20 protein-coding genes and 1 pseudogene are annotated in these 23,037 nt (G+C 40.3%); 8 read left to right on the top strand and 13 right to left on the bottom strand.

What is annotated here, in order from left to right:
• Window positions 1–395: 395 nt before the first annotated feature.
• Window positions 396–2,384: a replication factor C large subunit gene (locus MSBR3_RS13260; protein ID WP_048108725.1), complete on the bottom strand. Its 1,989-nt coding sequence runs from the start codon at window positions 2,382–2,384 to the stop codon at window positions 396–398.
• A gap of 321 nt (window positions 2,385–2,705) precedes the next feature.
• Here MSBR3_RS13260 and MSBR3_RS20415 point away from each other — a divergent pair, with 321 nt between their 5' ends.
• The 5 genes from MSBR3_RS20415 to MSBR3_RS13280 all read left to right on the top strand — a co-directional run bounded on the left by MSBR3_RS20415 (window position 2,706) and on the right by MSBR3_RS13280 (window position 5,765).
• Window positions 2,706–2,900 carry a hypothetical protein gene (locus tag MSBR3_RS20415; RefSeq protein ID WP_155396819.1) on the top strand — a complete coding sequence of 65 codons (195 nt, stop codon included), beginning with the start codon at window positions 2,706–2,708 and terminating at the stop codon, window positions 2,898–2,900.
• Window positions 2,901–3,038: 138 nt separating this feature from the next.
• Window positions 3,039–3,896 (top strand): methanogenesis marker protein Mmp4/MtxX, encoded by an 858-nt coding sequence (gene mtxX / locus MSBR3_RS13265; protein ID WP_048108727.1) that lies wholly within the window; start codon window positions 3,039–3,041, stop codon window positions 3,894–3,896.
• Window positions 3,893–4,486 carry a tetrahydromethanopterin S-methyltransferase subunit A gene (locus MSBR3_RS13270; RefSeq protein ID WP_080942306.1) on the top strand — a complete coding sequence of 198 codons (594 nt, stop codon included), beginning with the start codon at window positions 3,893–3,895 and terminating at the stop codon, window positions 4,484–4,486. The genes mtxX and MSBR3_RS13270 overlap by 4 nt, the downstream gene beginning before the upstream one ends.
• A gap of 98 nt (window positions 4,487–4,584) precedes the next feature.
• Window positions 4,585–5,517, top strand: a complete 933-nt coding sequence (mtrH, locus tag MSBR3_RS13275) for a tetrahydromethanopterin S-methyltransferase subunit H (protein ID WP_048108729.1) — start codon at window positions 4,585–4,587, stop codon at window positions 5,515–5,517.
• 50 nt (window positions 5,518–5,567) lie between these two features.
• Window positions 5,568–5,765, top strand: a complete 198-nt coding sequence (locus MSBR3_RS13280) for a hypothetical protein (RefSeq protein ID WP_048108731.1) — start codon at window positions 5,568–5,570, stop codon at window positions 5,763–5,765.
• A 240-nt stretch (window positions 5,766–6,005) separates the two neighbouring features.
• Here MSBR3_RS13280 and MSBR3_RS13285 read toward each other — a convergent pair whose 3' ends face one another.
• Window positions 6,006–6,473 carry a flavodoxin domain-containing protein gene (locus MSBR3_RS13285; RefSeq protein WP_048108732.1) on the bottom strand — a complete coding sequence of 156 codons (468 nt, stop codon included), beginning with the start codon at window positions 6,471–6,473 and terminating at the stop codon, window positions 6,006–6,008.
• A 222-nt stretch (window positions 6,474–6,695) separates the two neighbouring features.
• Window positions 6,696–8,480, bottom strand: a complete 1,785-nt coding sequence (locus MSBR3_RS13290; RefSeq protein WP_048108733.1) for a PAS domain-containing protein — start codon at window positions 8,478–8,480, stop codon at window positions 6,696–6,698.
• 1,436 nt (window positions 8,481–9,916) lie between these two features.
• Between MSBR3_RS13290 and ilvD the strand changes: the two genes are divergently transcribed.
• Window positions 9,917–11,578, top strand: a complete 1,662-nt coding sequence (gene ilvD / locus MSBR3_RS13295) for a dihydroxy-acid dehydratase (RefSeq protein WP_048108734.1) — start codon at window positions 9,917–9,919, stop codon at window positions 11,576–11,578.
• Window positions 11,579–11,990: 412 nt separating this feature from the next.
• Here the strand turns inward: ilvD and MSBR3_RS13300 are convergent, their stop codons facing one another.
• Both MSBR3_RS13300 and MSBR3_RS13305 read right to left on the bottom strand, forming a co-directional pair.
• Window positions 11,991–12,788, bottom strand: coding sequence for a helix-turn-helix transcriptional regulator (locus MSBR3_RS13300; RefSeq protein WP_048108735.1), 798 nt, complete (start codon window positions 12,786–12,788; stop codon window positions 11,991–11,993).
• A gap of 586 nt (window positions 12,789–13,374) precedes the next feature.
• Complete coding sequence (locus MSBR3_RS13305) at window positions 13,375–13,782, bottom strand: DUF1699 family protein (RefSeq protein ID WP_011307044.1); 408 nt, start codon at window positions 13,780–13,782, stop codon at window positions 13,375–13,377.
• 514 nt (window positions 13,783–14,296) lie between these two features.
• On the opposite strand from MSBR3_RS13305, the gene MSBR3_RS20420 reads away from it, so the two are divergent.
• On the top strand, window positions 14,297–14,449 hold the full coding sequence (locus tag MSBR3_RS20420; protein WP_155396820.1) for a hypothetical protein: 153 nt from the start codon (window positions 14,297–14,299) through the stop codon (window positions 14,447–14,449).
• A gap of 568 nt (window positions 14,450–15,017) precedes the next feature.
• Window positions 15,018–15,179, top strand: a complete 162-nt coding sequence (locus MSBR3_RS20425) for a hypothetical protein (RefSeq protein ID WP_155396821.1) — start codon at window positions 15,018–15,020, stop codon at window positions 15,177–15,179.
• 31 nt (window positions 15,180–15,210) lie between these two features.
• Here the strand turns inward: MSBR3_RS20425 and fae are convergent, their stop codons facing one another.
• From fae to MSBR3_RS21500, 8 genes and pseudogenes are all read right to left on the bottom strand, one after another.
• Window positions 15,211–15,726, bottom strand: a complete 516-nt coding sequence (gene fae / locus MSBR3_RS13310) for a formaldehyde-activating enzyme (RefSeq protein ID WP_268989153.1) — start codon at window positions 15,724–15,726, stop codon at window positions 15,211–15,213.
• Between the two features lie 428 nt (window positions 15,727–16,154).
• Window positions 16,155–16,964, bottom strand: coding sequence for a helix-turn-helix transcriptional regulator (locus MSBR3_RS13315; RefSeq protein WP_048108736.1), 810 nt, complete (start codon window positions 16,962–16,964; stop codon window positions 16,155–16,157).
• 269 nt (window positions 16,965–17,233) lie between these two features.
• Window positions 17,234–17,509: a hypothetical protein gene (locus MSBR3_RS13320; RefSeq protein WP_329956812.1), complete on the bottom strand. Its 276-nt coding sequence runs from the start codon at window positions 17,507–17,509 to the stop codon at window positions 17,234–17,236.
• 888 nt (window positions 17,510–18,397) lie between these two features.
• The gene (locus MSBR3_RS13330) at window positions 18,398–20,071 is read right to left on the bottom strand and encodes a hypothetical protein (protein WP_048108739.1); all 1,674 of its coding nucleotides are present in this window, start codon (window positions 20,069–20,071) and stop codon (window positions 18,398–18,400) included.
• A 4-nt stretch (window positions 20,072–20,075) separates the two neighbouring features.
• The gene (locus tag MSBR3_RS13335; RefSeq protein WP_048108740.1) at window positions 20,076–20,864 is read right to left on the bottom strand and encodes an ABC transporter ATP-binding protein; all 789 of its coding nucleotides are present in this window, start codon (window positions 20,862–20,864) and stop codon (window positions 20,076–20,078) included.
• A gap of 1,076 nt (window positions 20,865–21,940) precedes the next feature.
• A complete protein-coding gene (locus tag MSBR3_RS13340) occupies window positions 21,941–22,180 on the bottom strand; it encodes a hypothetical protein (RefSeq protein ID WP_048108741.1) in 240 nt (79 codons plus the stop codon).
• A gap of 365 nt (window positions 22,181–22,545) precedes the next feature.
• Window positions 22,546–22,722 (bottom strand): annotated as a pseudogene (locus MSBR3_RS21770) (toxin-antitoxin system TumE family protein); the annotation flags it as partial.
• A gap of 191 nt (window positions 22,723–22,913) precedes the next feature.
• Window positions 22,914–23,036 carry a hypothetical protein gene (locus tag MSBR3_RS21500; RefSeq protein WP_268989088.1) on the bottom strand — a complete coding sequence of 41 codons (123 nt, stop codon included), beginning with the start codon at window positions 23,034–23,036 and terminating at the stop codon, window positions 22,914–22,916.
• Window position 23,037 lies beyond the last annotated feature (1 nt).

Here is a 23,037-nt window from a genome sequence, read left to right on the forward strand (position 1 = left end):
ATAAATATAAGCTTTGAATTATAAACTATATACTATAGAAATGAAAAGTTATTTATAAGATGAATAGGTATTCATGTCGAGTGAGCGGGTCTCTTTTCCATAGTATAACCCCCAAAACAATATCCCCCAACTATTTCCCCCAACTATTCCCCAAACTCTCCAGCCCGCTCACAAACTTTTCTCAGTTTGTTTTACCTGTTTATGCAGTTCAGAAAACTTTTCTGTCAATTTATACTAACTCGTCTAAATTTGCATATAAATTTCTTTTGTATCTACCGCATAACCTGGAAAAGTGATATGACGCAAGTAAAGTAGCTAGAAAAAGTGAACTCGCTTCTGAAATAAAAAAAGTAAGAAAAAATAAAGGAAATTAAAAAATAAACGAGACCAGAAAATTAGAAGTCGAAAAGCGTTTTTTGTGTTTTCGGCTCGACTTTTTTAGGAACCTCGCTAGTTTTAACCTCAGGTTTTTCAGATATGTCTGAAATTTTTTTAATAAAGACATCGCAGTTTACAGATTCCTTTATAGATTCCCCGGACCTGGTTAATTCAGAAGAGATGGTGTTTTCTATCGGTTCAGAGTTAGAAAAGACATCCTTCTCAAAAGATTCAGATAGGGATGAAGAATTCTCAACCTTAAGATTATCGTGTTCAGGTGAACTGGATGTAAGGCTATCAGATGTGAGCTTGATCCCGTCAATCTCTACCTGATGCTGTTTCGGCATAAGAATATCGGAAGTAAAACCACCATCAGACGTAGAAGTATCAGGTATCAGGGAAACAGGTTTAGGAATATCGGAAGTGTTATTTTCTAAAGAAGTGTTATTTTCCAAAGAAGTGTCATTTTCCAAAGAAGTGTCATTTTCCAAAGAAATGTTATTTTCCGAAGGAGTCTCAGGTAAAATCTCAAAACCAAAAGTGAGAGTCTTCTGCCCGACCTTGGAAGTCCTGGAGTCGGGAACGTCGAGACTCTCAGAACGCTTCTCAAATTTTTCCTTAGGAGCCTTAACCGAGGAGCCAGAACGATCTTCTTTACTATTACCTGATGATGGAGCAGGAACCCTGAAAAACTCAGTTCCATCGGGTTCTTCTTTTCCTTCAAGGAGGAGTTCCTGCGCCCTATCATAGATTTTCTGCAACTTTTTACTGGCTTTTGTGCTTCCCGAGAGATATATCAACTCTTCAAGTTCAAGCCCGAGACCTGCAGTAATATCAATAGCAGACTCTTCATTCTTTAACATGCGAGAGTAAAGCTCCAGCAGGATATTTCTTGAATAACGTATGGATTCGAAACTGTGTTTTCCAATTTTAGCAGCTATATTATCCCTGAGGTCTCGCTTTGAACGTATCTGCCCCATTCTCTTCCAGAGAGAAGGCGACTGATACTTGATAAATCCGGGGTAGGGCCTTGTCTTTGAAACTGCAACTCCGCAGACCATCAACATGCTCGCGTACCTCCACATCCCATAGTTCTGGCGTTTTTTTACGCGCCCGAGGTAGAGATCAGCCCTGGAGAGATAACCAAAGCCGGTTTTGACATCCTCAAGATTTCCATCCTTGGAAGCATACTGAAGAGGTAGGTTTTCATCGATCCAGTGTACAAGGTCTTCAGGACTTTCATCAAGCCCGCGAGCAGCTTCAAGGGCTTTTTTACAGTCTGTGCTCTTAAAGATTCTCTGCATTGCCTTGAAGATGTTTTCCTTGACATCTCTGCCTGAAGTGACGATGTCTTCAACTTCCAGCGCTTTTCTTCCGGCAGCTGCAGCCTGAAGGTCGTTGATTGCACTTCTCAGATCGCCTTCCGCACCTTCGGCGATTTGCTGGACTGCATCCAGGCTGCATAAAATTCCCTCGCTCTCACAGACCTTCTTCAAAGCAGGAACCATAGAGCGGCTCTGTACGGATCCGAATTTTATTTCCAGACAGAGATTTCGAATAGTAGGAGTCAACTCATAAATATCGTTTGCAATCAGCACTATGGGTTGAAGCGTACTCTTTATGATTCCTGCAATAGCCCTCATCCCACCCCTATCTGAAGTGCCGTGAAGATTGTCCGCTTCATCCAGGATAATCAGGCGTTTTCCTCCAAAAAGGGTATTCATTGAAGCTGCCGATCCTGCAACTTTTTCAATAACACCTGCAGTTCTCTGGTCACTTGCATTGAGTTCGATGACTTCCCAGCCCAGATCGCGAGCAAGAGCGTGGGCAGTAGAGGTCTTCCCTACTCCTGCAGGCCCATGAAGGATCACTGCCCTTCTCTCTGGAATGCCTGAAAGCCACTTCTCAGCCCAGGTCCGCAAATCCTGCACCGCCTTCTTGTTCCCTACAATCTCCTTAAGGGTCTGTGGGCGGTATTTCTCAGCCCATTCAATTGCCAACGTCATCTTAAACCATACCAATAAAAAAGGAACTCATTCTTAACTCTATACATTTTAATCTTTTAACTATTGAAAAGTTTTTGTTTTCACAATCTTCTGCTGTCGATTTTTAAATGATAATTCCAAATTTGCACTTAGATATAATTAAAGTCTTTTTGTTCTCATAAAATAATACTTTCACTCACCAGAACAACTTTGAGCAGAAAAACTGTATTCATATGTCCTTTCGTCCTGATCACCAGTAATTCCCTTGGTTTTAGCTCACCAGTACTTAGAATCAACCATTAGCACAAAAAACTCAATTTGACTACACTGTTTTCAGCCCTCTTGAGCGAACGAAGTGAGCGAAAAGGGCACCGCCCTCTCCCAAGACGGAACTCGGGTAATTCAGCCCTCTTGAGCGAACGAAGTGAGCGAAAAGGGCACCGTCCTCTCCCGAGACGGAATTCGGGTAATTCAGCCCTCTTGAGCGAACGAAGTGAGCGAAAAGGGCACCGTCCTCCCGAGACGGAATTCGGGTAATTCAGCCCTCTTGAGCGAACGAAGTGAGCGAAAAGGGCACCGTCCTCCCGAGACGGAACTCGGGGGACAAAATTAATTAATGATCGTGTTTGTACTTCTTTGAACTACTTAAAATCTTACACAGCAGTCAGGATGGATATGGAAAAGAATAGCATGGATGCCCTCCTTGAGGCTATCGAAGTGAGAGCCAGGGCTAACAGGGCCAGAGTAGCTATGGGAATAAGGGATCCGAGTCCCAAACTGCTCGAAAGTGCCTGGAAAGCTCAGGAACTGGGATATGCACAGGTCGTCCTGGTAGGGATTAAGAAGGAAATTGATAAAATCGGTACAGAACTAGAAGTAGTGGACACAGATGAGCCCGAAAAAACTCTTGCGGAACTTATGGTTACAAGAAAAGTCGATGCAGCAATAAGAGGCACTGCAAGAGCATCGGGAGCTCTGACCCATCTAAGAGAGACTCTAGGAAAGAAAAGAATCTGCCGGCTTGCCCTGCTCCTCACGGTTGATGGGACGCCTTTTTTTCTCGCTCCTGTAGGAATCGACGAAGGAAACACTATTTCAGATAAACTCAGGATGATAACGCTCGGTGCCGAACATATAAAGAGATTTGGAATAGAACCAAAGGTCGGCGTGCTGTCGGGGGGCAGGATTGGAGACATAGGAAGGAACAAACATGTGGACAGGACTCTTGCAGATGGAGAATTCGTGACAAAGCGGGCTGTTGAACTAGGGATCAATGCTAAGCATTATACAATTCTTATTGAAGATGCCATAAAAGAATCGAACTTTATAGTTGCCCCTGATGGAATTTCGGGAAACCTTATCTTCAGGACAATTGCTTTCCTGGGTGGAGGTGACGGGCTTGGAGCTCCAGTACTCATGGATGATTACGTTTTTGTAGATACATCAAGGGTAGGTGGACATTTTACGAAAGCTATAATGCTTGCAAGTGCACTATCTCACCTGAACAAGGAAAGGCAAAAGGTGATTTATTGAAAACCATTGCGGGTACATGGCCGATAGTAAAAGGCGACTACACGGTAGGAAATCCGAGATCCAGGATTGCAGTGGTAACACTTGCGAGTCAGATAAATCCCTCACCTGAAGTGGCCCTATGGGGTAGCTCAAAAACTGAAAATTTGGGAGTCGAAAAAATAATCGTAAATACCATCGCAAATTCCAATATCAGGTACATTCTTATCTGCGGGACGGAATCCAGGGGTCACCTGGCAGGTAATTCCCTGCTCGCAATCCATACAAATGGGATTGACAAAAAGGGAAGAATTATTGGTTCTGAGGGAGCCATCCCTTTTATAGAAAACATATCCAGAGAGGCAGTCAAACGCTTCCAGCAGCAGGTAGTACTTCTTGACAGGATAGGACTGACAGACCTCACGGAGATAATGAAAATTGTGAGAAAATATAAGGACCGAGGGGAAGTTTACCCGGAGGAACCTCTTATAGCCATTTCTCAGAAGAAAAGACAATCTACTTTCACGCTTCCGCGTTCAGGTGATATAATAGTATCCGAAGAGTTTGTTATGGACTCAGCTGCAGGAATTGTCTGCTCTACCAAGGATTTTTAATTTTCAATTAAGAGATCTACTTCGAATGTATATTATTCGAGCGTAAATTACCATGTTTTGAAACAAAATACTGGCCTGTAGATTTTGAGGGTATAAAAATGTTTAAGTTTCAGAAAGAACAGGAAATCGTTAATATCGCAGGAGTGAAGATAGGTGGACAGCCAGGAGAACTTCCGACCGTGCTTGCAGGGACTATCTTTTATGATAAGCATGAAATCGTGAAAGACGTTGCAAGAGGCCTGTTTGATCGGGCTGCTGCTGAAAAACTTATAAATCTGCAGGAAGCAAGTGCGGAAGAAACAGGAAACCCGCATATAATTCACATTTTCGGCACTACCCCTGAAAGCGTTACCCGTTACATTGACTTTGTGGCCGAAATTTCAGAAGCTCCTTTTCTTATTGACTCGCCCGAAGGAACCGTGCGTTCCCATGCCGCAGAATATGTTAGCGAGATCGGACTTGCTGACAAAGCAATATATAACTCCATAAATATGAGTATAAACGATTCTGAAATTGAAGCTCTTGCTCTATCCGATATTGACAGCTCGATTATTCTTGGCTTCAATGCAACGGACTCATCCTTGCAGGGAAGGATGGAGATGCTGGAAACTGGTGCAGGCTTGCTGGAAGAAGGATTACTTTCAATTGCAGATAGGTGCGGAATAATTAACAAACTTATAGATCCGAGCATGACACCTATGGGAAACGGAGCAGGCGTAGCCCTGAGGATGACGATTACTGCAAAAGCAAAATGGGGGCACCCTACAGGCTCGGGAATCCATAACGCACCCTCGGCCTGGAACTGGCTGAGTAAGAAAAAAGAGAAAGACCCTGTCCTCTATAAAATCTGTGATGTCGGTTCAACCTGCTTGCAGCAGGCAGCAGCCGGAGATTTCATTCTTTATGGACCTATCGAGTATGCACCCTATGTATTTCCTATGGCTGCCATGAGCGACATAATAATTTCCGAAGCTGTAGCCGACCTCGACGTAGAACCTGCTTCCCTTCATCCTGTTAACCTGCTGGTATAATTCTCAAGTTCAGTCCCGGGAGGACGGTCCGAATTACACTTCGAGAGCATATGACCCTTTTCGCTCGTTTCGTTCGCTCAAGAGGGCCGAGTTACCCGAGTTCCGTCACCCGAGTTCCGTCTCGGGAGGACGGGGCCCTTTTCGCTACGCTCAAGAGGGCTGAACTGCCCGAGTTCCATCACCCGAGTTCCATCACCCGAGTTCCGTCTCAGGAGGACGGAAAACTTTCGGATAACTTTGTTCGATAAAGAGGGGCGATTTATGTAGGTTAGAGTAACTGATTTTCAACTAATTCAGGAATTGATTTTCCAAAAGTTCGAAAGCGAAATAAGTTAATTGAAGATGCTAAAAAACAGGGGTATAATTTTGGATATTTCCCGCACCTTCGGTGGTTTCTACAGATTAAGTTGACTTTCCATCCAGTGTTTTCGCGGTTACTGAACTTGAAGTAAGCTAAGTGTTAAGTTCTTATGCTTTCAAAACTAAGGTTAACTCGGTGTTCCCTGTGGTTGTGGAGTTTTGCTTTTATGCTTTAGCTTTTCGGCAATGTCGACTCCAAGCCTTTTGCACTCCTGCAGGTCCTTATCTGTGGGTTTGTGCAGTATCCTGAGTACGGGATCTATGACAATCATTCCCATATCTCGCATTTTTTCGGCTATCAGTATAGGTGCTTCTCCGCTCCATCCGTATGACCCGAAAGCAGCTCCTAATTTTCCTTTAGGATTTGTGGAAGCTAGAGTCTCATCCATGAATTTTTCCATGGGCTGAAGCATCCTGTAGTAAAAGGTCGATGAACCGACTGCAATTGCATCGGAGCCATTAAGATCCTCGAGTTTTACGTCATAAAAACTAATAGCTTTTGCGTCCACATGTTTCGACTCGATTCCGTTAGCTATTGCTTCTGCCATAGCTTTCGTATTCCCCGAAGTACTGAGATAGACTACTATCGCTTTCAATCTTATCCCCCATCCTGTGTAAGATCTTATATTAACGCCAGTAACGAACTGACAAAAAATGACTAAAGCAGGTTTGTATATTTTCCAAAAATTGGAAAATAGGATAGACCCAAGATCTTCTCACTTTTCAATCCTTAATTAATTATAAAAATTAATTTAAATAAGGGTTTCGTAAGGATCAGGTTAACTTCAATAAGGTTGATTTCACGTATGAAAAGATGTTTATCCAAAATCTGCCGCAATACGGACAGGAGCTATATAGTTAACTACCTGGAAGGCCACACTCTCAAGAAAACTGCGTACGTTCTGGGGAATTCTATCTGTAGTGTGAGAAGCAAAGTTAAGGCTACCTATGATTTCTCCTCTGTGCTTCATAGGAATTACGGCTACTGCAGTAATTTTTTCATTCCTGATTAAATCTGCCATTTTATCTGAAAAAAAGTCCATCCTGTAGACTGGCTTCTCAGTCCAGATCTGCCGAGCTTCTGGAGAATCTGCCCTATATACCGAGACATTTTTCACGAATTCTGAAGAAAGTCCCCTGTGTGCGACCAGATTAATCTGATCCAGGAGTTCATCTTTCAAGTATATGCCTGCAGCATCGATCTCTTCTATCTTCAGGCAGGCATCAAGAATTTGAGTAAGCATGGTCTGAAGATTCCAGGTAGTACTGAGGGATACTCCCAGCTCCTTCTGGATCTCGAGCATTTTTTCAGCCTCTTTTCTCCCGGTGACATCTATGATTATTCCCTGAAAACGAGTGACTTTGCCTTTACGGTCTCGCTGGATAAATGTTCGGTCTTCGACCCAGCGTATACTGCCATCTCCTGTAATAATTCTATATTCCATCTCGAAGGAATCGTATCCTTCTCTTACTGAGCGTGCCAGGCTTTCGACCACAGCTTGAATGTCTTCTCTATGAATTATATTCCCATAAAGTATTTTTCCGGAAAGAAAGTCTTCCGCTGAGTACCCAAACTGCGTTACGTTTTCAGAAATATAATCTACAGGCCAATTTTCTAAATTTGCAGGAAAGTTTTCTACATTTTTCCTTAGAAAAGCTACTGCCGAACTTTTATTAACTATACTTTGCAGCATTTTCTGCGTTTTTAACGATTTCCTCAGTGCTTTTTCAATTTTCTTTCTACGGGTTATATCCAGTACTATTCCCTGAAAGCAGACTACTCTTCCGTCCATATCTCTCTGGATAAAGGTTCTCTCGTTTACCCATAACATATCTCCGGTTTTTGTAAAAATTCTGTACTCAGAGTTGAAGCTTACCTCACCTTTCTGAATGCTCCTGTCAAGCTTCTCTTCTACTCTATTAAAGTCATCAGGATGTATGATTTTCCCATACTGGATTTTCTGTGATAGAAAGTCATCAACCGTGTATCCAAACTGTACCACATTATCTGATACAAAGACAGCAGGCCAGTACTTTTCATTCTTCCAAAGAAAGACTACTGCAGGACTATTATTAACTGCTGTAGTCAATACTTTCTGTATCTTAAGAGTTTCTTCCAGTTCTTCTTCGCCTTTTTTCCGCCTGGTGATATCAAGCACTACACCCTGAAAGTGCGTAGCCTCTCCGTCTGGTCCTCTCTGGATAAAAGTCCTCTCGTTTATCCATCGGATATCTCCTGCTTTTGTTATAATTCTGTACTCCATGCTGAACGCAGAAGCTCCACTTTTTGCTTTTCTCTCGAATTCTTCTTCAACCTCTTTGAGATCATCGGAGTATATCAGATCCTTATACATTATCCTGCCAGAAGTGAAATCTTCTACCGTGTATCCGAATTTAGCCACGTTCTCGGAAACAAACTCTACAGGCCATTTATCTTCGTTCTTCCAGAGAAAGAGCACTATGTGACTGTTATTGATCATCGTTTTCAGAGTTTCTTCTTTTTCCAGAGCTGCATGAAGAGCTTCTCCTCTTACATTATTTTTACTGCCTGCAGTCTGGAAGTTATCGTTTAAAGTTCCATAGTCCTCCGACTCCTCATCCATCTATAAATCACCTTCACAGGATTCATTAATATCCCCATTTCCTGTACTTTCATGCTCCTGCTTTCCGTGTTCTTGCTTTTATATCTATATTTTGTTTATATAATTACATTCCTATCAAGTATCAATCTCTTTAATTCCAGTGTTACTATTGTCTTGTTTTTAGAAACGATAAAAACGATAAATATAAATAGTCAATTTTTGATCTCCCCGAAATTAGGCTTTATGTATCGAGTTATGTGTAATTTCATTTAGGGAAAATTATATATATTAGATGTACGGTAATAAGAATCCGTACTCCTGATTTACAGGTAGAAGTCTGCAGCTAGAGTAACTCCGGTGTTATATTTCCATCATTACAACACCAGAGATATAATCCCTAAATCTGAATGTCTATCATGAACCCCATTATTAATCCGATATGTCAGAGTTAAACATCAAAAAGAGACTTTTATCGGCAAGCGTAAAGCTAAGGTGGATTTCTAGAAGAAGACACAGTAACCGAGTAAACCGGTAAATCTGGAGTACTAAAGAAAAATGGCAAAAAATCCTAAGACGGCAAAAAATCCAAAAACGGCAAAAAACCCAAAAATGGCAAAAATCTGAAACAACATAAAACCTCCATTAAAGATCTGCGGTAGGGTATGAGGGAGACCCTACTTCAGTTTCTTTATCTACTACTTATGTTGTAGTCTGCTTTAAGGATTCATTTTTCGGAATAAACTTCATTTCCAACCTCACAGTACTGATATGGAAAACTAAACTTCCGGATCCCAGCGCGTCATAAAACAACTTGTTTTACTCAAAAATCAATACTTCCGGTTTTGGAGAAAGGTCGGCAGTTCTGAAAATATAAGGTAAAAGCTGCTAAGTAAGTACTCAAACGAAAAGTGGAAGAAATTGTGAACGGGTGTAACCCTCTCATGGTTAATTTTTGTAGTTTATTAGGGTGTGATCTTGTAGACGTGGTCCAGAGCAGGCCCGTTCACTATGCAATAATACAAAAATCTGAGTGATTATATAAATATTTGGATGTTATTATATTATCTTGCCTTTTTGTGAAAATTCTGGAAATTTCTATAGCTCAAATATAGACTTTTATCTAATTATAATATATACTATCTGAAAGAGAGTTTTTCCATTAAACTCTTCTCAGATTTTCAAGGTCATACAGGTTTGCAAGGTCATACAGGTTTGCAAGGTCATACAGGTTTGCAAGGTCATACAGGTTTGCAAGGTCATAATTTTAATTCAGCTGGATTGCAGTTAATTTCATTAACTGTCCTTTTCAGATAACCTTCCTGTACCTATTCTCTAAATTTTCAGTACCTTCTTCCTTTTTTACAACCAATTTCTCCCCAATCTGTTTATACTATGAAGTTTTTTCCTATCTATACATTATACTTAATTTTCATCACGAGATTTTAAGGAGATTTGTAATGAGAAGCGATATTATTAAAGAAGGACCAGAACGTGCTCCTAACCGTTCACTTCTTAAAGCGACCGGAGTCACAGATTCCGAGATGAGGAAGCCATTCATCGCAGTCGTTAATTCCTGGAACGATATAATCCCTGGCCATATCCATCTAAATAAACTTGCTGAAGCTGTGAAAGCCGGAATTCGAAATGCCGGAGGAGTTCCTTTTGAGTTCCATACTATAGGGGTCTGCGATGGAATCGCAATGGGACATGAGGGTATGAAATATTCCCTTCCCAGTAGAGAAGTTATCGAGGACACGATAGAGCTTATGGTTAAAGCTCATCAGTTTGACGGAATTGTCCTTATACCCACATGTGACAAGATCGTGCCAGGACACCTTATGGCAGCAGGCAGACTTGACATTCCTGCAATTGTTGTAACCGGAGGACCTATGCTTCCCGGCTATGTTGATGACAAATATACGGACCTTATCTCGGTTTTCGAAGGAGTAGGTGCTTATAGCGCAGGCAAACTTTCAGAACTTGATCTTAAAAGGCTTGAGAATCTTTCGTGTGGAGGAGCAGGGTCCTGTGCAGGGATGTTTACCGCAAATACTATGGCCTGTATAACTGAAGCACTTGGTCTGAGCCTTCCAGGCTGTGCAACTGCCCATGCAGTGGATGCAAAAAAAGTCCGTATTGCCAAGGAGTCAGGTGAGCGTATCGTCGAAATGGTTAAAGAGAACCTGACCCCCAGAAAGATTGTCAGTCTCAAATCTCTTGAGAATGCCATAATGGTAGACATGGCAGTTGGGGGAAGTACAAATACCACTCTACATCTTCCTGCCCTTGCCCATGAATTCGGGCTGAACCTCCCTCTTGAAAAATTTGATGAACTGAGCAGGACAACCCCTCATCTGATCTCACTTCGCCCTGGAGGCCCTAATTTCATGCTACACTTTGACAGGGCAGGCGGAGTTCAGGCAGTCATGCAGAGACTTTCCTCCAAACTGCACCTGGATCAGCTTACAGTAAATGGTAAAACTATCGGAGAAAATCTGAACGAGTTAGAGATTGTTAATCCGAAACTCAATAAAGAGATAATTGCAACTCTCGAAAAACCTATCCATGCCGAAGGAGGAATTGCAGTCCTTAAAGGTACCCTTGCTCCTGCTGGTTCGGTTGTGAAGCAGGCAGCCGTTGATCCGAAAATGCGCATTTATACAGGTCCTGCCAAGGTTTATGACTGTGAAGAAGATGCTATGGAGAGTATCCTTGCAGGCAATGTAAAACCCGGAGATATTGTAGTCATCCGTTACGAAGGCCCAAAAGGAGGCCCTGGAATGAGGGAAATGCTTGCAGCCACAGCAGCAATCGGAGGTATGGGCCTGCTGGAATCCGTAGCTCTGATAACTGACGGACGCTTTTCTGGGGGCACACGCGGGCCATGTATAGGACATGTCTCTCCCGAAGCCAGTGAAGGAGGGCCAATTGCCCTGGTAAAAGATGGGGACATGATAGAGATTAATATTCCTAAGAGAATTCTGAACCTTAAAGTCTCAGAAGAAGAGCTTAAGCAAAGAAAAGCATCATTTGTACCTCCAAAAAAGGAAGTTACAGGTTACCTTGCAAGGTACCAGCGTTCTGTTCACTCTGCAAATACAGGCGGAATAGTTGACTGAGCTTCCGATAGTTATTTAAAAATTTTGTCTTGGGAGGAGCTCATCCTTCCTATTTTTTAATTTTCTCCAGCCTTAACCATTTTTGAAATCATAGAAATTCTATAGAACTTGTAATAAATTCAAAAAATGTTTTAAGCAAATTAAAGATTCAAGAGTCAACTCTCTTAGCATAACTCATTGTCTTCGTTATGATTAAACTATCCTTAGCGCGACCGTTGGGTCGCAACCGTTGACCCGAAACCGTTGCGCCGGTTTATCACGCCGATAGGGTTAGGGGATAAGATTTCCAAATACAAACGCAACCGCTGATTCAGTTGATCACGCTGTTATGACTGTTTAGATTTAGCAGTTGTTTTTGCTCAAGCCTTTTTTGAAAAGGCTTGCGGGCAAGCAGTTTTTTAAAAGGCTTGATTTACTCATGTGGCATTTGGGTAACCTGAGTAGAATGCTTGAGCAGTTCATCAAAAAGTTCATTTCCAAACTTGAGAGCTGAAGGCTCGTAACTTATCAGGCTTTCCCTATCGAAATGCTTCTGGCTTTTGGGGAAGAGCGAAATCATGACGAACCTGTCAGTTACGATAAGATTCGCAATTTTGAGTTCTTCCGAGTAAAGGAAAAACTTCACGTTTTCAAAGGCCAGCATATTCTGAAAGTCCTCAAGGTAATCCTTAGAATAGTGCTCAAAAACAGGTCCAGACATCAGAAAAGAGAGTTTGATTCCATTTCTGGTAAGTTCCTGGTATATGGAGATAAGCGAGGGATCAAAATAGGCTATACACTCAAGAATATAATTTGACTTAGAGAGATTTTCGACTATCTCCGGATCAAGCTCGAACATCCTGTCCAGATCAGGCTGGATCAGTTTACACTTTTTGAGCTCTCCAAGACGCCTTCGGAAAAAAGGAGGAATTCCTTGAAGGTCTCTTTCAGCCCAGTAATCAAAGTTGTCCTCAAAGACGTCAATTACGCTGACAAGAGGCTGCATCTTTTCAACAAGGACTTTTCCTATAAGCGAGAGGGTGTAGTTTTTGTCTTCCTGAACTAACAGGGATTTTTCTTTTAATTTTTTTATCTGAGGCAAAATGGCAGTGGACGTTACCTCAAGGGCTTTTTTGATTTCATCTATATTTTTCGGCCCGTCTTTCAGAAAGAGCAATAACTGCTTTCGCTTGTCGGAAAGAAAAATCAACTCTAGAAGTTCTAATTGCAACCCTTCAGTCTCCTATCGAATTTTATGTAACTAAAGAGATTAAAGCTATCAAAGGTATATAAGTTACTATTGTTTCTGACTTTTTGTCTATAACATATACCATGATTCAAAAATATTTATCCAGATCTGGAACTATGGATAATCATGAGTCTCTCATCACTGAAAATAGTTCTAAAACTCGCATATGTTTTAAGTATGAAGCTTGTTCTGGAATGAACTCTTAGGTAAGTTCACTAGATAAACTATTATATTGTCGAAAGGAATGAGGAGTTTTTTCCATATCGTGTCTCAATATAGTGAATTAAAAAGAGTAGTAAAAATATTCAGTTTTAAGGAAGGAATGTAATAAAACAATAGTGAGATAAACAATAACAACAGAAGAGAATTGAGAATCAAAAAACATATGGAGTCTCCCTGTCCTGGAAAGCTCACGCTACTGCCCAGGATCAGGGAACCTACTCAGGTTCCTTAAACTTAATATTTAAGCTGGAATCTGGATAATAGAGAATATTCTCAAAGGTTTGATACTATTAATATGGTTTTACCTGTACCTAACAATCCGGTGGAAGTCCGGCTTGATACTTATTCAGGCAGAAGCTTCCTTGGTCAGGATATAAGCAACCATTTCAGGATTAAGTTTGCTTTCCCTTGCGACCTTTTCTTCGATTCTCTCAGCAGGTGTCCCCTCAGATTTTAACTCCCTTATTTTCTCAATGACTGAGGAAGGAATACTGTAGTATTCGTTAATGTCCTTTCTGTGACCCCATACATCGCCTTCGATAAGCTGGATTCTCTGCATCTCAAGGAACATTTCTATAGATTTTGAAACCGTACGCCTGTAAGATTTAGGCAACTGAATTACCTCAATTTTCGGGCAGGTTTCAACGAGTGCAAAAATATCCTTGTTCGAAGGCCTGAAGGCCAGATGAACAACACGTTCATTAGGATTGAGAGTGAATATTTCCTCTCTAGAACTAACTACTCTAATTTTCATTTATGTAATTCCCCCACTATAAAGTTCCTATTTTTTACCTCAATATAAACTACTTATACTTATTATAAATATTTGTCTGCCCGCACTTTTATTTTTTACGCAGTTACTCAGTCTTCGATATCCTTTCCGGTCCTCATAGAGGCCGATAAAAGCCTGGAAAGAATAAGACCTATAAAAATAATCATAAATCAGAAATTTTAGTCCTCGCGAGAACATTCTCAGCAAAGAAATAAAAGAAAAAAACAAAAACCTGTCCTGAACGTGTCACTAAACGCGCTCCTGAACGTGTTCCGGAATATGATACTAAACGTGACCCTGAAAGTGATACGAAACGTGTCTCTGAAAGTGATACGAAACGTACCTCTGGATATGATACTGAATGTGTTCCCGGTGCTCCAAACATAGATAAACTATACTCACAAAGTTTGAGAAATGTTCTGGAATACAGCATAGTGAGTACAACCATCCAGGACAAAAAAACTTAGAAGGAAAAAGTCACTTTACGCTGCTGTATATGACACTTGATGTTAGGTTATCTGGCAGCTTCATACTTCAGAGGAAGAGTGAGATGAATCCAGAAATTGAAAGAAAAACAGAAAATAATTTAGGTAGAAAAATAATTTATAAGATGTTCAACTGCTCTAGAAAGGAAAAAAATAAGGACTGAGGTCACCTAATGCTGGAAAAAGTAAGGTATCAGCCTGCTGCTTGTATCTTTTTCCGGTTAACTATTAACACAAACTTTACAGTAAACTTTGAATTTCTGACCTTTTTTAACTAAAAATAATTCGGAGATTCAACACTCAGTCAGATGGATAAGTTAGCACTTTAGAGTCCTAGGATAAGAGTAAGAGGATAAGAGTAAGTTTTCTGATTTTGTTTTCTAAAAAGATCAGGTTTCTATTGACTATAAGCTTTTTCAGCTCCTGATAGACACATATAGAGAATTGAAGCTGGAAGTACAGCATTGGAGCCTGTCGTTGAAGTATGATAGTATAACGTATTATATATTTCAGGCATATTTACCCTAAAAAGACCAGTTGATCAAAGATATTAAATCCGCGAATACTGAATCCGTATAGAGTCCTAGTACTGCGATTCCGAATTAAGCTTATAAAACTTGACTTTAGAACCGGTCTGTAGATCACATATTTTTCCAGGAAATAAGGAATTGATTTTGGAATCAAAGCACAGGTTATGTACTGCACGAGAAATCCGAAGGACCGGAAAAGTGTATGCAGGCATCTCTATTCGAAATACGCCAGGATATTCAAAAAGACTATAAAGAAGATTATAGGCAGAGTCTTATAGACTGGATAAGAAGCTCTGAGATTCCGCCTGTCAGCAGTTCAAAAGGTAGGTTTAAACCTGAAATAGGCAGGTTAAACCTGAAATAAATTGTTTTTTGAATTAATTGTGCCAAAATATTCAGGCAAACGGGTGTTTTGCTGAATCTTTTTTAGTAAGCGCTTCTTCGACAGTTGGCTTGCCTTCAATAGCTCTTGCTATTGCAAGCTTCGTCGCTTCATAATTAAATTCGTAAACTTTGTCCTTATCTTTAGCATCCCATTCAATAAATACTGAAACGATAATAAAAGTGTCATCAGCCTGTTCTTCAGGGAGCACACCATCAGCCACGGAATCCATAACTGCCTTTGCAACTGCAGCCTGAGCCGGCCCGAACATAAGGGCAGCTTGAGATACGTTTTTTATAGTTACCTTATTTACAAGTAGAGTCACAGGTTTGGGTTGGAGATTTGGTTCCAGGACTGCAAGAAGTGGTGTATGACCCTGCCTGGGCATTGCAAGTGAATTCATAAATGCTACTTCAACTGGCCCTCCTCTTGGCCCGATAACCAGGTCTATGTGTGCAATTTCCGGACCAGAACCTATGAGAGCTTCTCCTACCATACTTTTAAGAATATTTTTGACCAAGTTTAACACCTCAATATGTTTCACAAATAAAGGCTTAATATCCAAAATCGCCAGAAAGAAGAGAATTAATTTTCATATTATCAATGAATAAGATAGCGAATCGGTTATTAAGCAGAATTACTCCTATCAGAGAGGATGATTAACTCTTTTAATACTTGCACACATACATAAATAATTTGCCAATTTTGATTTTAACAAATTAAGGAAAAACGGAGCTTGAGGTCAAGGAACAAAAGAGAATAAGTAAATTATATAGAAAAACGTAACTGGATATGTTTACTATTGAAAAATCTCTATTTTAAGCTATTATGACGTTTTAGAGCGATCAAGCAATACATATTCCACTATTACATACTCATTATTACATAGTTATTATCACATACTTACTATTACATACTCACCATTTCTGCATTTTTATCTCCAGATAAAGAAAAATATCAATGAATTATCAAACTTGTTTTGCCTGAAACTGACACTGATTCCTTTTGCATGTACAAGAATAGGTCGGCTCCCCATTTGAGAGCTTGAGGGTCGGAACTGACCAGGCTTTCATGATCAAAAAACTTTACTTGAGGGAGAATGGTAAGCAGAAAAAACCTATCTGTTACTGTGAAGCTTGCAAGTTTCTGATTTTTCGGCAAAAGAGACAGGTTGACACATTCAAACTGAACCAGAGTTTGAAACTCTTCACTGTAATCGGCTTTAAACCTCTTTAGCACGGGTTCGGTCAGTATTAAAGAAATTTGGACCCCTTTTTTTGCGATTTCCAGGTAGAGAGAAATAAATGAGGGATGAAAATAAGAACTGAAGCCTAAAACCTGCCTTGAAAGAAGAAGATTTTCCACAAACTCGGAGTCAAGTTCGAACATGTGATTCAGATCTGGACGGATAAGTTTGCAGCTTTTTAACTCCCAGATTCGGCTTCGTAAAACCTGGGGGATTCCTTCTAAACTCCGTAGTGACCAGTAATCAAAATTGTCTTCGAACACTTTCATGGTATCCAGGAAAGGAGACATCCTATCCACAATCGCTTTCCCTATAATGGAGAGCTCATAAGTGTGATCCTTCTGTATGACCAGTTCTCTCTCTTTAAGTTTTTTAAGCTGGGGAAGGATAGAGACGGAATCTACTGACAGGCGTTCCTGAATTTCATCTATGGATTTGGGTCCATCTTTGAGGTAAATCAGAAGGTTTCTGCGTCTCTCAGACCGAAAGACCAGTTTCATTAAACCGATTTTTGTGCCCATCCGAATCACCATCAAAAAAGCTTATTATGAGAAGATGGTGTGGCAGTTATAAATATGTTTTCATTAAATTTATACAGTTATAGATAGATATGACAAGTAAAAATGAACTTTACAGGAATTTAGGGTTGAAACCGTCTTAAAATGAGTAAATGACAGTATAATTTTTGATAATGAGTTTACCTTTGGATAGGCTTCGAACAGTTTTTTGAAGAATTGACGATTAATTAGCAAGAAATGTTATCAAGTTTGCTAATGGGTTTTTAGAGCAATTACATTCTAATGCTCCTGAGTAAAGCAAGCTTTTTCTTCCAGTGATCAAGCCCTCGCTTTGCAGCATACCACTCAAGATATTCCTCAGCGAGAAGTTCACCAGCTTCAAATTTTTTTATGAGTTCGGTAGAGATCAGGTCATACCGATCTTCAAACTCATCGCAGATCATGGCGTAGCGATCAATCTTGTATTTTGCAAGATGTTTCTCATGTTCCAGAGCCGAGCGAATTATCTCGCTTGCTTCCTGAAGCGAGTAATCGGTATCAATCTGCAAGGTTAGTTCCATATTTATCCCATAGAAAAAATTATTGATGGTAATAAAAAATGATCCTATATTTCTTTTTCTATTTTGTTAGTCAGATTCTTCCATCCTGGCCCGGAAAGTTCATTTAACTTATTATTTCGTGCTCAGAGCTTTATTTGCACCCCTATGTTTTCACAATTGATAACCTTTTATCTCTTTTGAGCAGAAAATGCCACTAAAAACTTCAGTCTAGTTCCATTTTAAATTGAGTTCGTTTTAAAGTAAAAATTTAAAGTGAAAAAATAGCAGTGTGCTGATTTTTCTGTAAATTTTCTTCGTAGTTTATAAGGTTTGATGGTAAAACTTATGGGTATTCTAAAAGTTACAGACTTCTGGAAAATTACAAAATACATTTGGTATACAGAATTAACACAACTTTGCCAAAAGTAGAATACTAAATGTTGTTTTTGTTTTATCATCTGGTTATTATAAAGGAAATTTCACTTTTTAGATGGAATTTTCCACAAATGCCTATGTGTTTGTTTTCTCGATCATTCCATATTGTATAGGTATTTACTTGTTTCCTTCGATTAATCCGCATCAAATGTCGTATAAGAAACACATAAGCATATTTCTTAATGTCTTTTGATAGCGAAAAAATGCCGTAGTTTTGATTTTCATAAAATCCGCTCATACGGGCCAAGAATCCGTTTTGACTGCAAAATTCCTCAAAAAGACAGTACCACATTCAATTCTTGATCAACAGGTTAGGTCTCTTTTGCGTTTACCTTTAAAAAGTAATATTACCATCAAGAGCATTGGCAATGCGGCATGATAACTGATGAAAGATGCCGTGATCAGGGACAGAGTAAGAGTGGGCTGCAAATGTTTAACTCGAATTTTCTCCAATATATTCTGTCATATGGCGTCTTTAATTATTTCCTTCCAGGTGATGTTGAAGCTTTTGCGCCATAAAACCATGATGATAACCAGCGACAGGACAATATTCAGAATTACCCCGAAAGGGACATAGGTAAGCAGCAGGTGAACAAGGGCGCATAACCCGCATACAAGCATTGAAGTCAGCATAATCCCCATCCGGTTCATACCCTGCGTGACTTGAAAATCCCGGTAGAAGGGGAGTTCCTTGCGGTTCAATTTAAAAATAAAGAGCAGAACCATAATCATATTTATAAATATCAGGATGAGATCGGGGATGATTTTTAAGCCGCATAACAGAACGAATATTAAGGCGATCAACAGGTAAATAGGGATGACAAATTTAACTATAAAAGCCTTTAAGGCGCCTTTTAAAAGCGGAACGGGGCTTTGTATTGGCAACGCCCGGTAAATCCAGGCACCGCTGAAATTTTCGCTGGAGCTGATCATGGTGGCTGTAAAAGCCAGAAAAATAGCGGACCAATAAACAGCCAGATAAAGTTTGCTGTTGGCGAGGTCAACTAAAATGTCAGACCAAGAAACCCCATCCCCTATTATTCCGGGCAGCATTAAAAAGGGCATGACCACGGCGAAAGCCAGCTGTGGATATAGCTGCAGCTTGAGTTTTCTTTCATTGGACAGCATATTCTGGGTGAATTGATAAAAAGCCTTTTCCGTCCGGCTGAAGCAAAGCAGGTTGGCAGCTGCCCGCTGTATTTTTTCTCTGACGGCTGCACCTTTGTTAGTGCGTATACTGCTGCTGTTCAATTTTTGCAGTTTGCCTTCAAAATAGGGAAGAACCAGGGTCATGTATAAGACCGTAGCTACGGTCGGGACGATGAGGGCGAGCAGGCTTAAAGCAGTGAAGTACTGGCTGGAGTTGTGCTCGATAAACAGGCTGAAAGGGGCGGCGAACCAGGTGGTGGGGATGAGGAAATGCCACCAGGCGGGATGGAAGGTGACGGTAAGGCGCGTCAGGTTGAACATCCGCCCCATGAACTGGTAGCCGACCAGCATAAAGACCGAAAGCAGTACTTGAATATAATTGATCATGTCCTTCAGTTTCTCGCCGTCAAAGAAGGATAAAACAGCCATGTACAAAACCGAAGTGAAAAAGACTACCAGGCAGCAGATCAACACCAGTTCGAACATGAAGATTAGAGCGAAGGCCGCCCCGTATTTAAACAGCCCGACCAGCAGAGCCAACCCTGAAATGCTCATGGTAATGGTGAAGAGGTAGATTACAATATGCAGTAATTTGGCTGTATTGACGGTTCTGGCGTCAACCGGGCGGGGCAGCAGGATGTTTTTATCCTTTACGTCCAGGAGAACGGTGGAAAAGTCTGAAATCATGGTGGCCATCACCATAAATATAATGAGCCCGAAAGCCAGGTTCATTTTATAAAAGAGCGGAAAAGGAACCAGCATCAGCAGGCCAATAAAAACTCCCAGGATTCCGTATGTAATTAGCGATGATTTAAAGAAGTTGCCGCTTCGGGTCTTTTTTTGATTTGTCAGAATGGTGGGCACCCGGCGCTCGTCCATGGTGAGCTGCACCTGCAGAATCCGACGCATGGTGGGATAATCAACCCCCATTTTATTAAAGAGGAAACAGAATCTGTCCAGCAATTTTAATACGGTGAAATCTTTCATGATACTATGCCTCGTCCAGCACAGCGATGAATTCATCAGCTATTTCTTTATGCCGGTTAAAACCGGTAAGCTGGTTGAAGATTTCTTCCAGGGATCCCTCGCGGCATTTCTGGCTTAATTGATCAAATGAGCCATCGGCCACTATTTGCCCGTTATTTATCAGGATTATGCGGCTGCTTATCTTCTCCACCACGTCCATGATGTGCGAGGAGTAGAAAATGGTTTTTCCATGAGCAGCTAGGTCGGTCATGATTTCCTTGAACACCATTACGCTGTTGGCGTCCAGCCCGCTTAAAGGCTCGTCAAAAAACAGGATGTCCGGATTGTGAAGGAGGCTGGATATTATTAGCAGCTTTTGCTTCATGCCTTTGGAATAGGAGGCGATGCGGGCATGATACACATCGGCAATATCAAATAAGGCCATGAGCTTATGGGCTTTCCGGTCTACCAGCCTGAAGTCCATGCCGTACATTTCCCCGATAAATGTTAGGTATTCATGAGCGGTAAGGGTGTCATAGATCTCGGCTGTTTCGGGAACATAGCCGATTTTACGCTTGTATTCAATCCCGCCGCCGGCTATGTCCTCCCCCTGGACTTTAACCTGACCTTTAAAACCATCTACGAGGCCCAATATTATTTTAACCGTGGTGCTCTTGCCGGCACCGTTGGGTCCAATGTAGCCGATGATTTCCCCTTGAAAGATATCCAGGTTGATGCCGCGCAATACTTGATTAGCACCATAGCTCATGGTTAGACCGCGAATGGAGACTACTGCTTCTCCTTTAGTACTCATAGTGTCCCCTACTGTAATTACCATAAAAGGCATATTAAGGTTCATTATCTTATTTATAATTAGGGTGTTTTTGCAAAAAACGCCAAAGTGGTATATTAAAGAGTGGAAAATATGTAATTGAAAATATATTATATACTGATAATTTTAGGAATTTTGTTTTTCAAAAATACTTATCTCTCATGCTTTCGTTTTTCTTACAGGCCCAGTACCAGCGAAGCTGTCACCAGGGGCAAAGTAGATGGTAACAAAATTTGAATGAGCTCTGAGCCCCTGATTTTCAACCGCAAAAAATCAGGATTTTCTAAACATCCTAGTCTAAATTTTTCTTTTTCCGTTATGATTTTATCAGATAGCGTTGACCTACCTTGCACTTCATAACAGCTTCACTGGTACTAGGCCTATGAGTATTAACGGGATACAAAAAGATCCGATTTTCATTTCATATCTTTTGAGTTCGATATTAGGACTTGATTATTTATTTTTCGATTCGTTTCCATTAATATTACTCCTAGTTAATGATTTTTAAAACTAAGAGTTATCAATCGCATTTTCATTGATGCACATGTTTTGTAAAACTTGTTCATTCGCTCTTGAAAATTTAATTTTGCAGGGTACTTTGACATACGATCCTTTCTACATAGAGCGTTCGTATTTTAGCAGAAATAGTCAGTTTTTCCTGTCAAAAATTCAAAAAAATACCTCAAAGTACGAACCTTTATAGAGAATATTCGTAATTCAGGTTTAAATAAAACCTGAGTATAAAATATCCTTCGAGAGCTTTTATCCGTAAAAATCCGGCTAGAAATTGAAGTCATGTTCGGATTTAGCCTAAAAACCTATGTATCATGTGTAGAACGAATTTACAGAACTTTTAATACATTGTCGAAGAAACACAAAAAATAGCAAACAATGGCAAGATGTAACAGTTTAAGGGTAAAAGATTAAAAGCTAAAGTAAAAAGTGAAAGCTAAAAGATAAACGGTAAAAAGTAAAAGAGAAAAAATAGAAAAAGAGAAAAAAATTCAGAACAGATAGTTAATATAGAGTGTGGTTTTTAGAGCGAAGCCACACAGTCATCAGTTCTCGGCTAAACTGGGAATTTTCCCGGAATTCTCCAGATTTCTGTAAACGAATGCTGAAGAGTAAGCAAGCAGCATGAATGTAAAACCACCGAGGAAATCCGTCTCGATAAATTTTAAAATCATGCCTACGAAGAACGCAAGCTGTATAGCGCACAGAACCACTCCGGTTACTGTGAACATTTTTTGACGACTGCTACTATCACTACTGTCTGGATCATCTGATTCTTCTGACATTTTGTTTCAAGCCTCGCAAATAAAGGTACTAAGTGTGCTCTTTATTTAGCTCGTTTTTATTTTGTCTTAATTGGTTTTTGTGTTTTAGTCGATCAGGCCTTATTGTCGGCAGCTTTCAACCAGCTCAAAAATTAAATAGAGTTCCCCGCAAAAGCATATAGACTGGCTCTTATGGAGTCCTAAAAATGAGACAAAAAGCTGAAAACTTCAATGGATGCATCTGAAGGTTCAGTTCTACATTGATCCTCTGGTGCAACATTATCTGAAAAAACACTCTCCGAATTAGAGACTTTTATACAGTATCCCTATTTATTGGGGATGGTATATATAGCTTACGAGGAAAGTAGAACTCTCAAATGATTACGTCATTCAAGATTAAGTCCTTTGTCAAGTATTAATTCAAGATTCATGGCAGGAGAAGAATACACTCCATTTGGATCATGGACGTGGTCTGGAAATATGTCCAGTTCTTTGTGGTGCGGAGCGTTATCCCATCTTTTTAGCAGCTCACCCTCAAATGATTGCCACTGGTGTTTATACTTAGCAAGTACAGGGGTATCATTCTAAATCTCAACAAATTCAAAAAAGTAAAGTGTCGAACCATTAATGAATTCAAGTTTACCTTTTAAATAACCTATATAAGCTGTAACTTCCTCAAATTCAATAGAAAAGTGTGTAATGAGAGAGAAATCTTTGAGTAAGGATTCTATTTTCAAATAATAATCTCTGAGATTCATATCTGAATCCCAAGGATGATTTTCAACTTCTTATTCCAGGTGTCAAGCCCCCTTTTTGCTGCATACCAGTCAAAGAAGTCATCATCGTCTCCAGGTTCTCCGGAATTGAATTTTTCCATA

The sequence above is a fragment of the Methanosarcina barkeri 3 genome, from assembly GCF_000970305.1.
Classification (GTDB): domain Archaea; phylum Halobacteriota; class Methanosarcinia; order Methanosarcinales; family Methanosarcinaceae; genus Methanosarcina; species Methanosarcina barkeri_A.

Bases quoted from the DNA above. Each gene is read 5' to 3' on its own strand.
- MSBR3_RS13260 (WP_048108725.1), bottom strand. From the start codon at position 2,384: ATGACGTTGGCAATTGAATGGGCTGAGAAATACCGCCCACAGACCCTT.
- mtxX (WP_048108727.1), top strand. From the start codon at position 3,039: ATGGAAAAGAATAGCATGGATGCCCTCCTTGAGGCTATCGAAGTGAGA.
- mtrH (WP_048108729.1), top strand. From the start codon at position 4,585: ATGTTTAAGTTTCAGAAAGAACAGGAAATCGTTAATATCGCAGGAGTG.
- MSBR3_RS13280 (WP_048108731.1), top strand. From the start codon at position 5,568: ATGACCCTTTTCGCTCGTTTCGTTCGCTCAAGAGGGCCGAGTTACCCG.
- MSBR3_RS13290 (WP_048108733.1), bottom strand. From the start codon at position 8,480: ATGGATGAGGAGTCGGAGGACTATGGAACTTTAAACGATAACTTCCAG.
- ilvD (WP_048108734.1), top strand. From the start codon at position 9,917: ATGAGAAGCGATATTATTAAAGAAGGACCAGAACGTGCTCCTAACCGT.
- MSBR3_RS13305 (WP_011307044.1), bottom strand. From the start codon at position 13,782: ATGAAAATTAGAGTAGTTAGTTCTAGAGAGGAAATATTCACTCTCAAT.
- MSBR3_RS20420 (WP_155396820.1), top strand. From the start codon at position 14,297: ATGACACTTGATGTTAGGTTATCTGGCAGCTTCATACTTCAGAGGAAG.
- MSBR3_RS20425 (WP_155396821.1), top strand. From the start codon at position 15,018: ATGCAGGCATCTCTATTCGAAATACGCCAGGATATTCAAAAAGACTAT.
- MSBR3_RS13315 (WP_048108736.1), bottom strand. From the start codon at position 16,964: ATGGGCACAAAAATCGGTTTAATGAAACTGGTCTTTCGGTCTGAGAGA.
- MSBR3_RS13330 (WP_048108739.1), bottom strand. From the start codon at position 20,071: ATGAAAGATTTCACCGTATTAAAATTGCTGGACAGATTCTGTTTCCTC.
- MSBR3_RS13335 (WP_048108740.1), bottom strand. From the start codon at position 20,864: ATGAGTACTAAAGGAGAAGCAGTAGTCTCCATTCGCGGTCTAACCATG.
- MSBR3_RS13340 (WP_048108741.1), bottom strand. From the start codon at position 22,180: ATGTCAGAAGAATCAGATGATCCAGACAGTAGTGATAGTAGCAGTCGT.
- MSBR3_RS21500 (WP_268989088.1), bottom strand. From the start codon at position 23,036: ATGGAAAAATTCAATTCCGGAGAACCTGGAGACGATGATGACTTCTTT.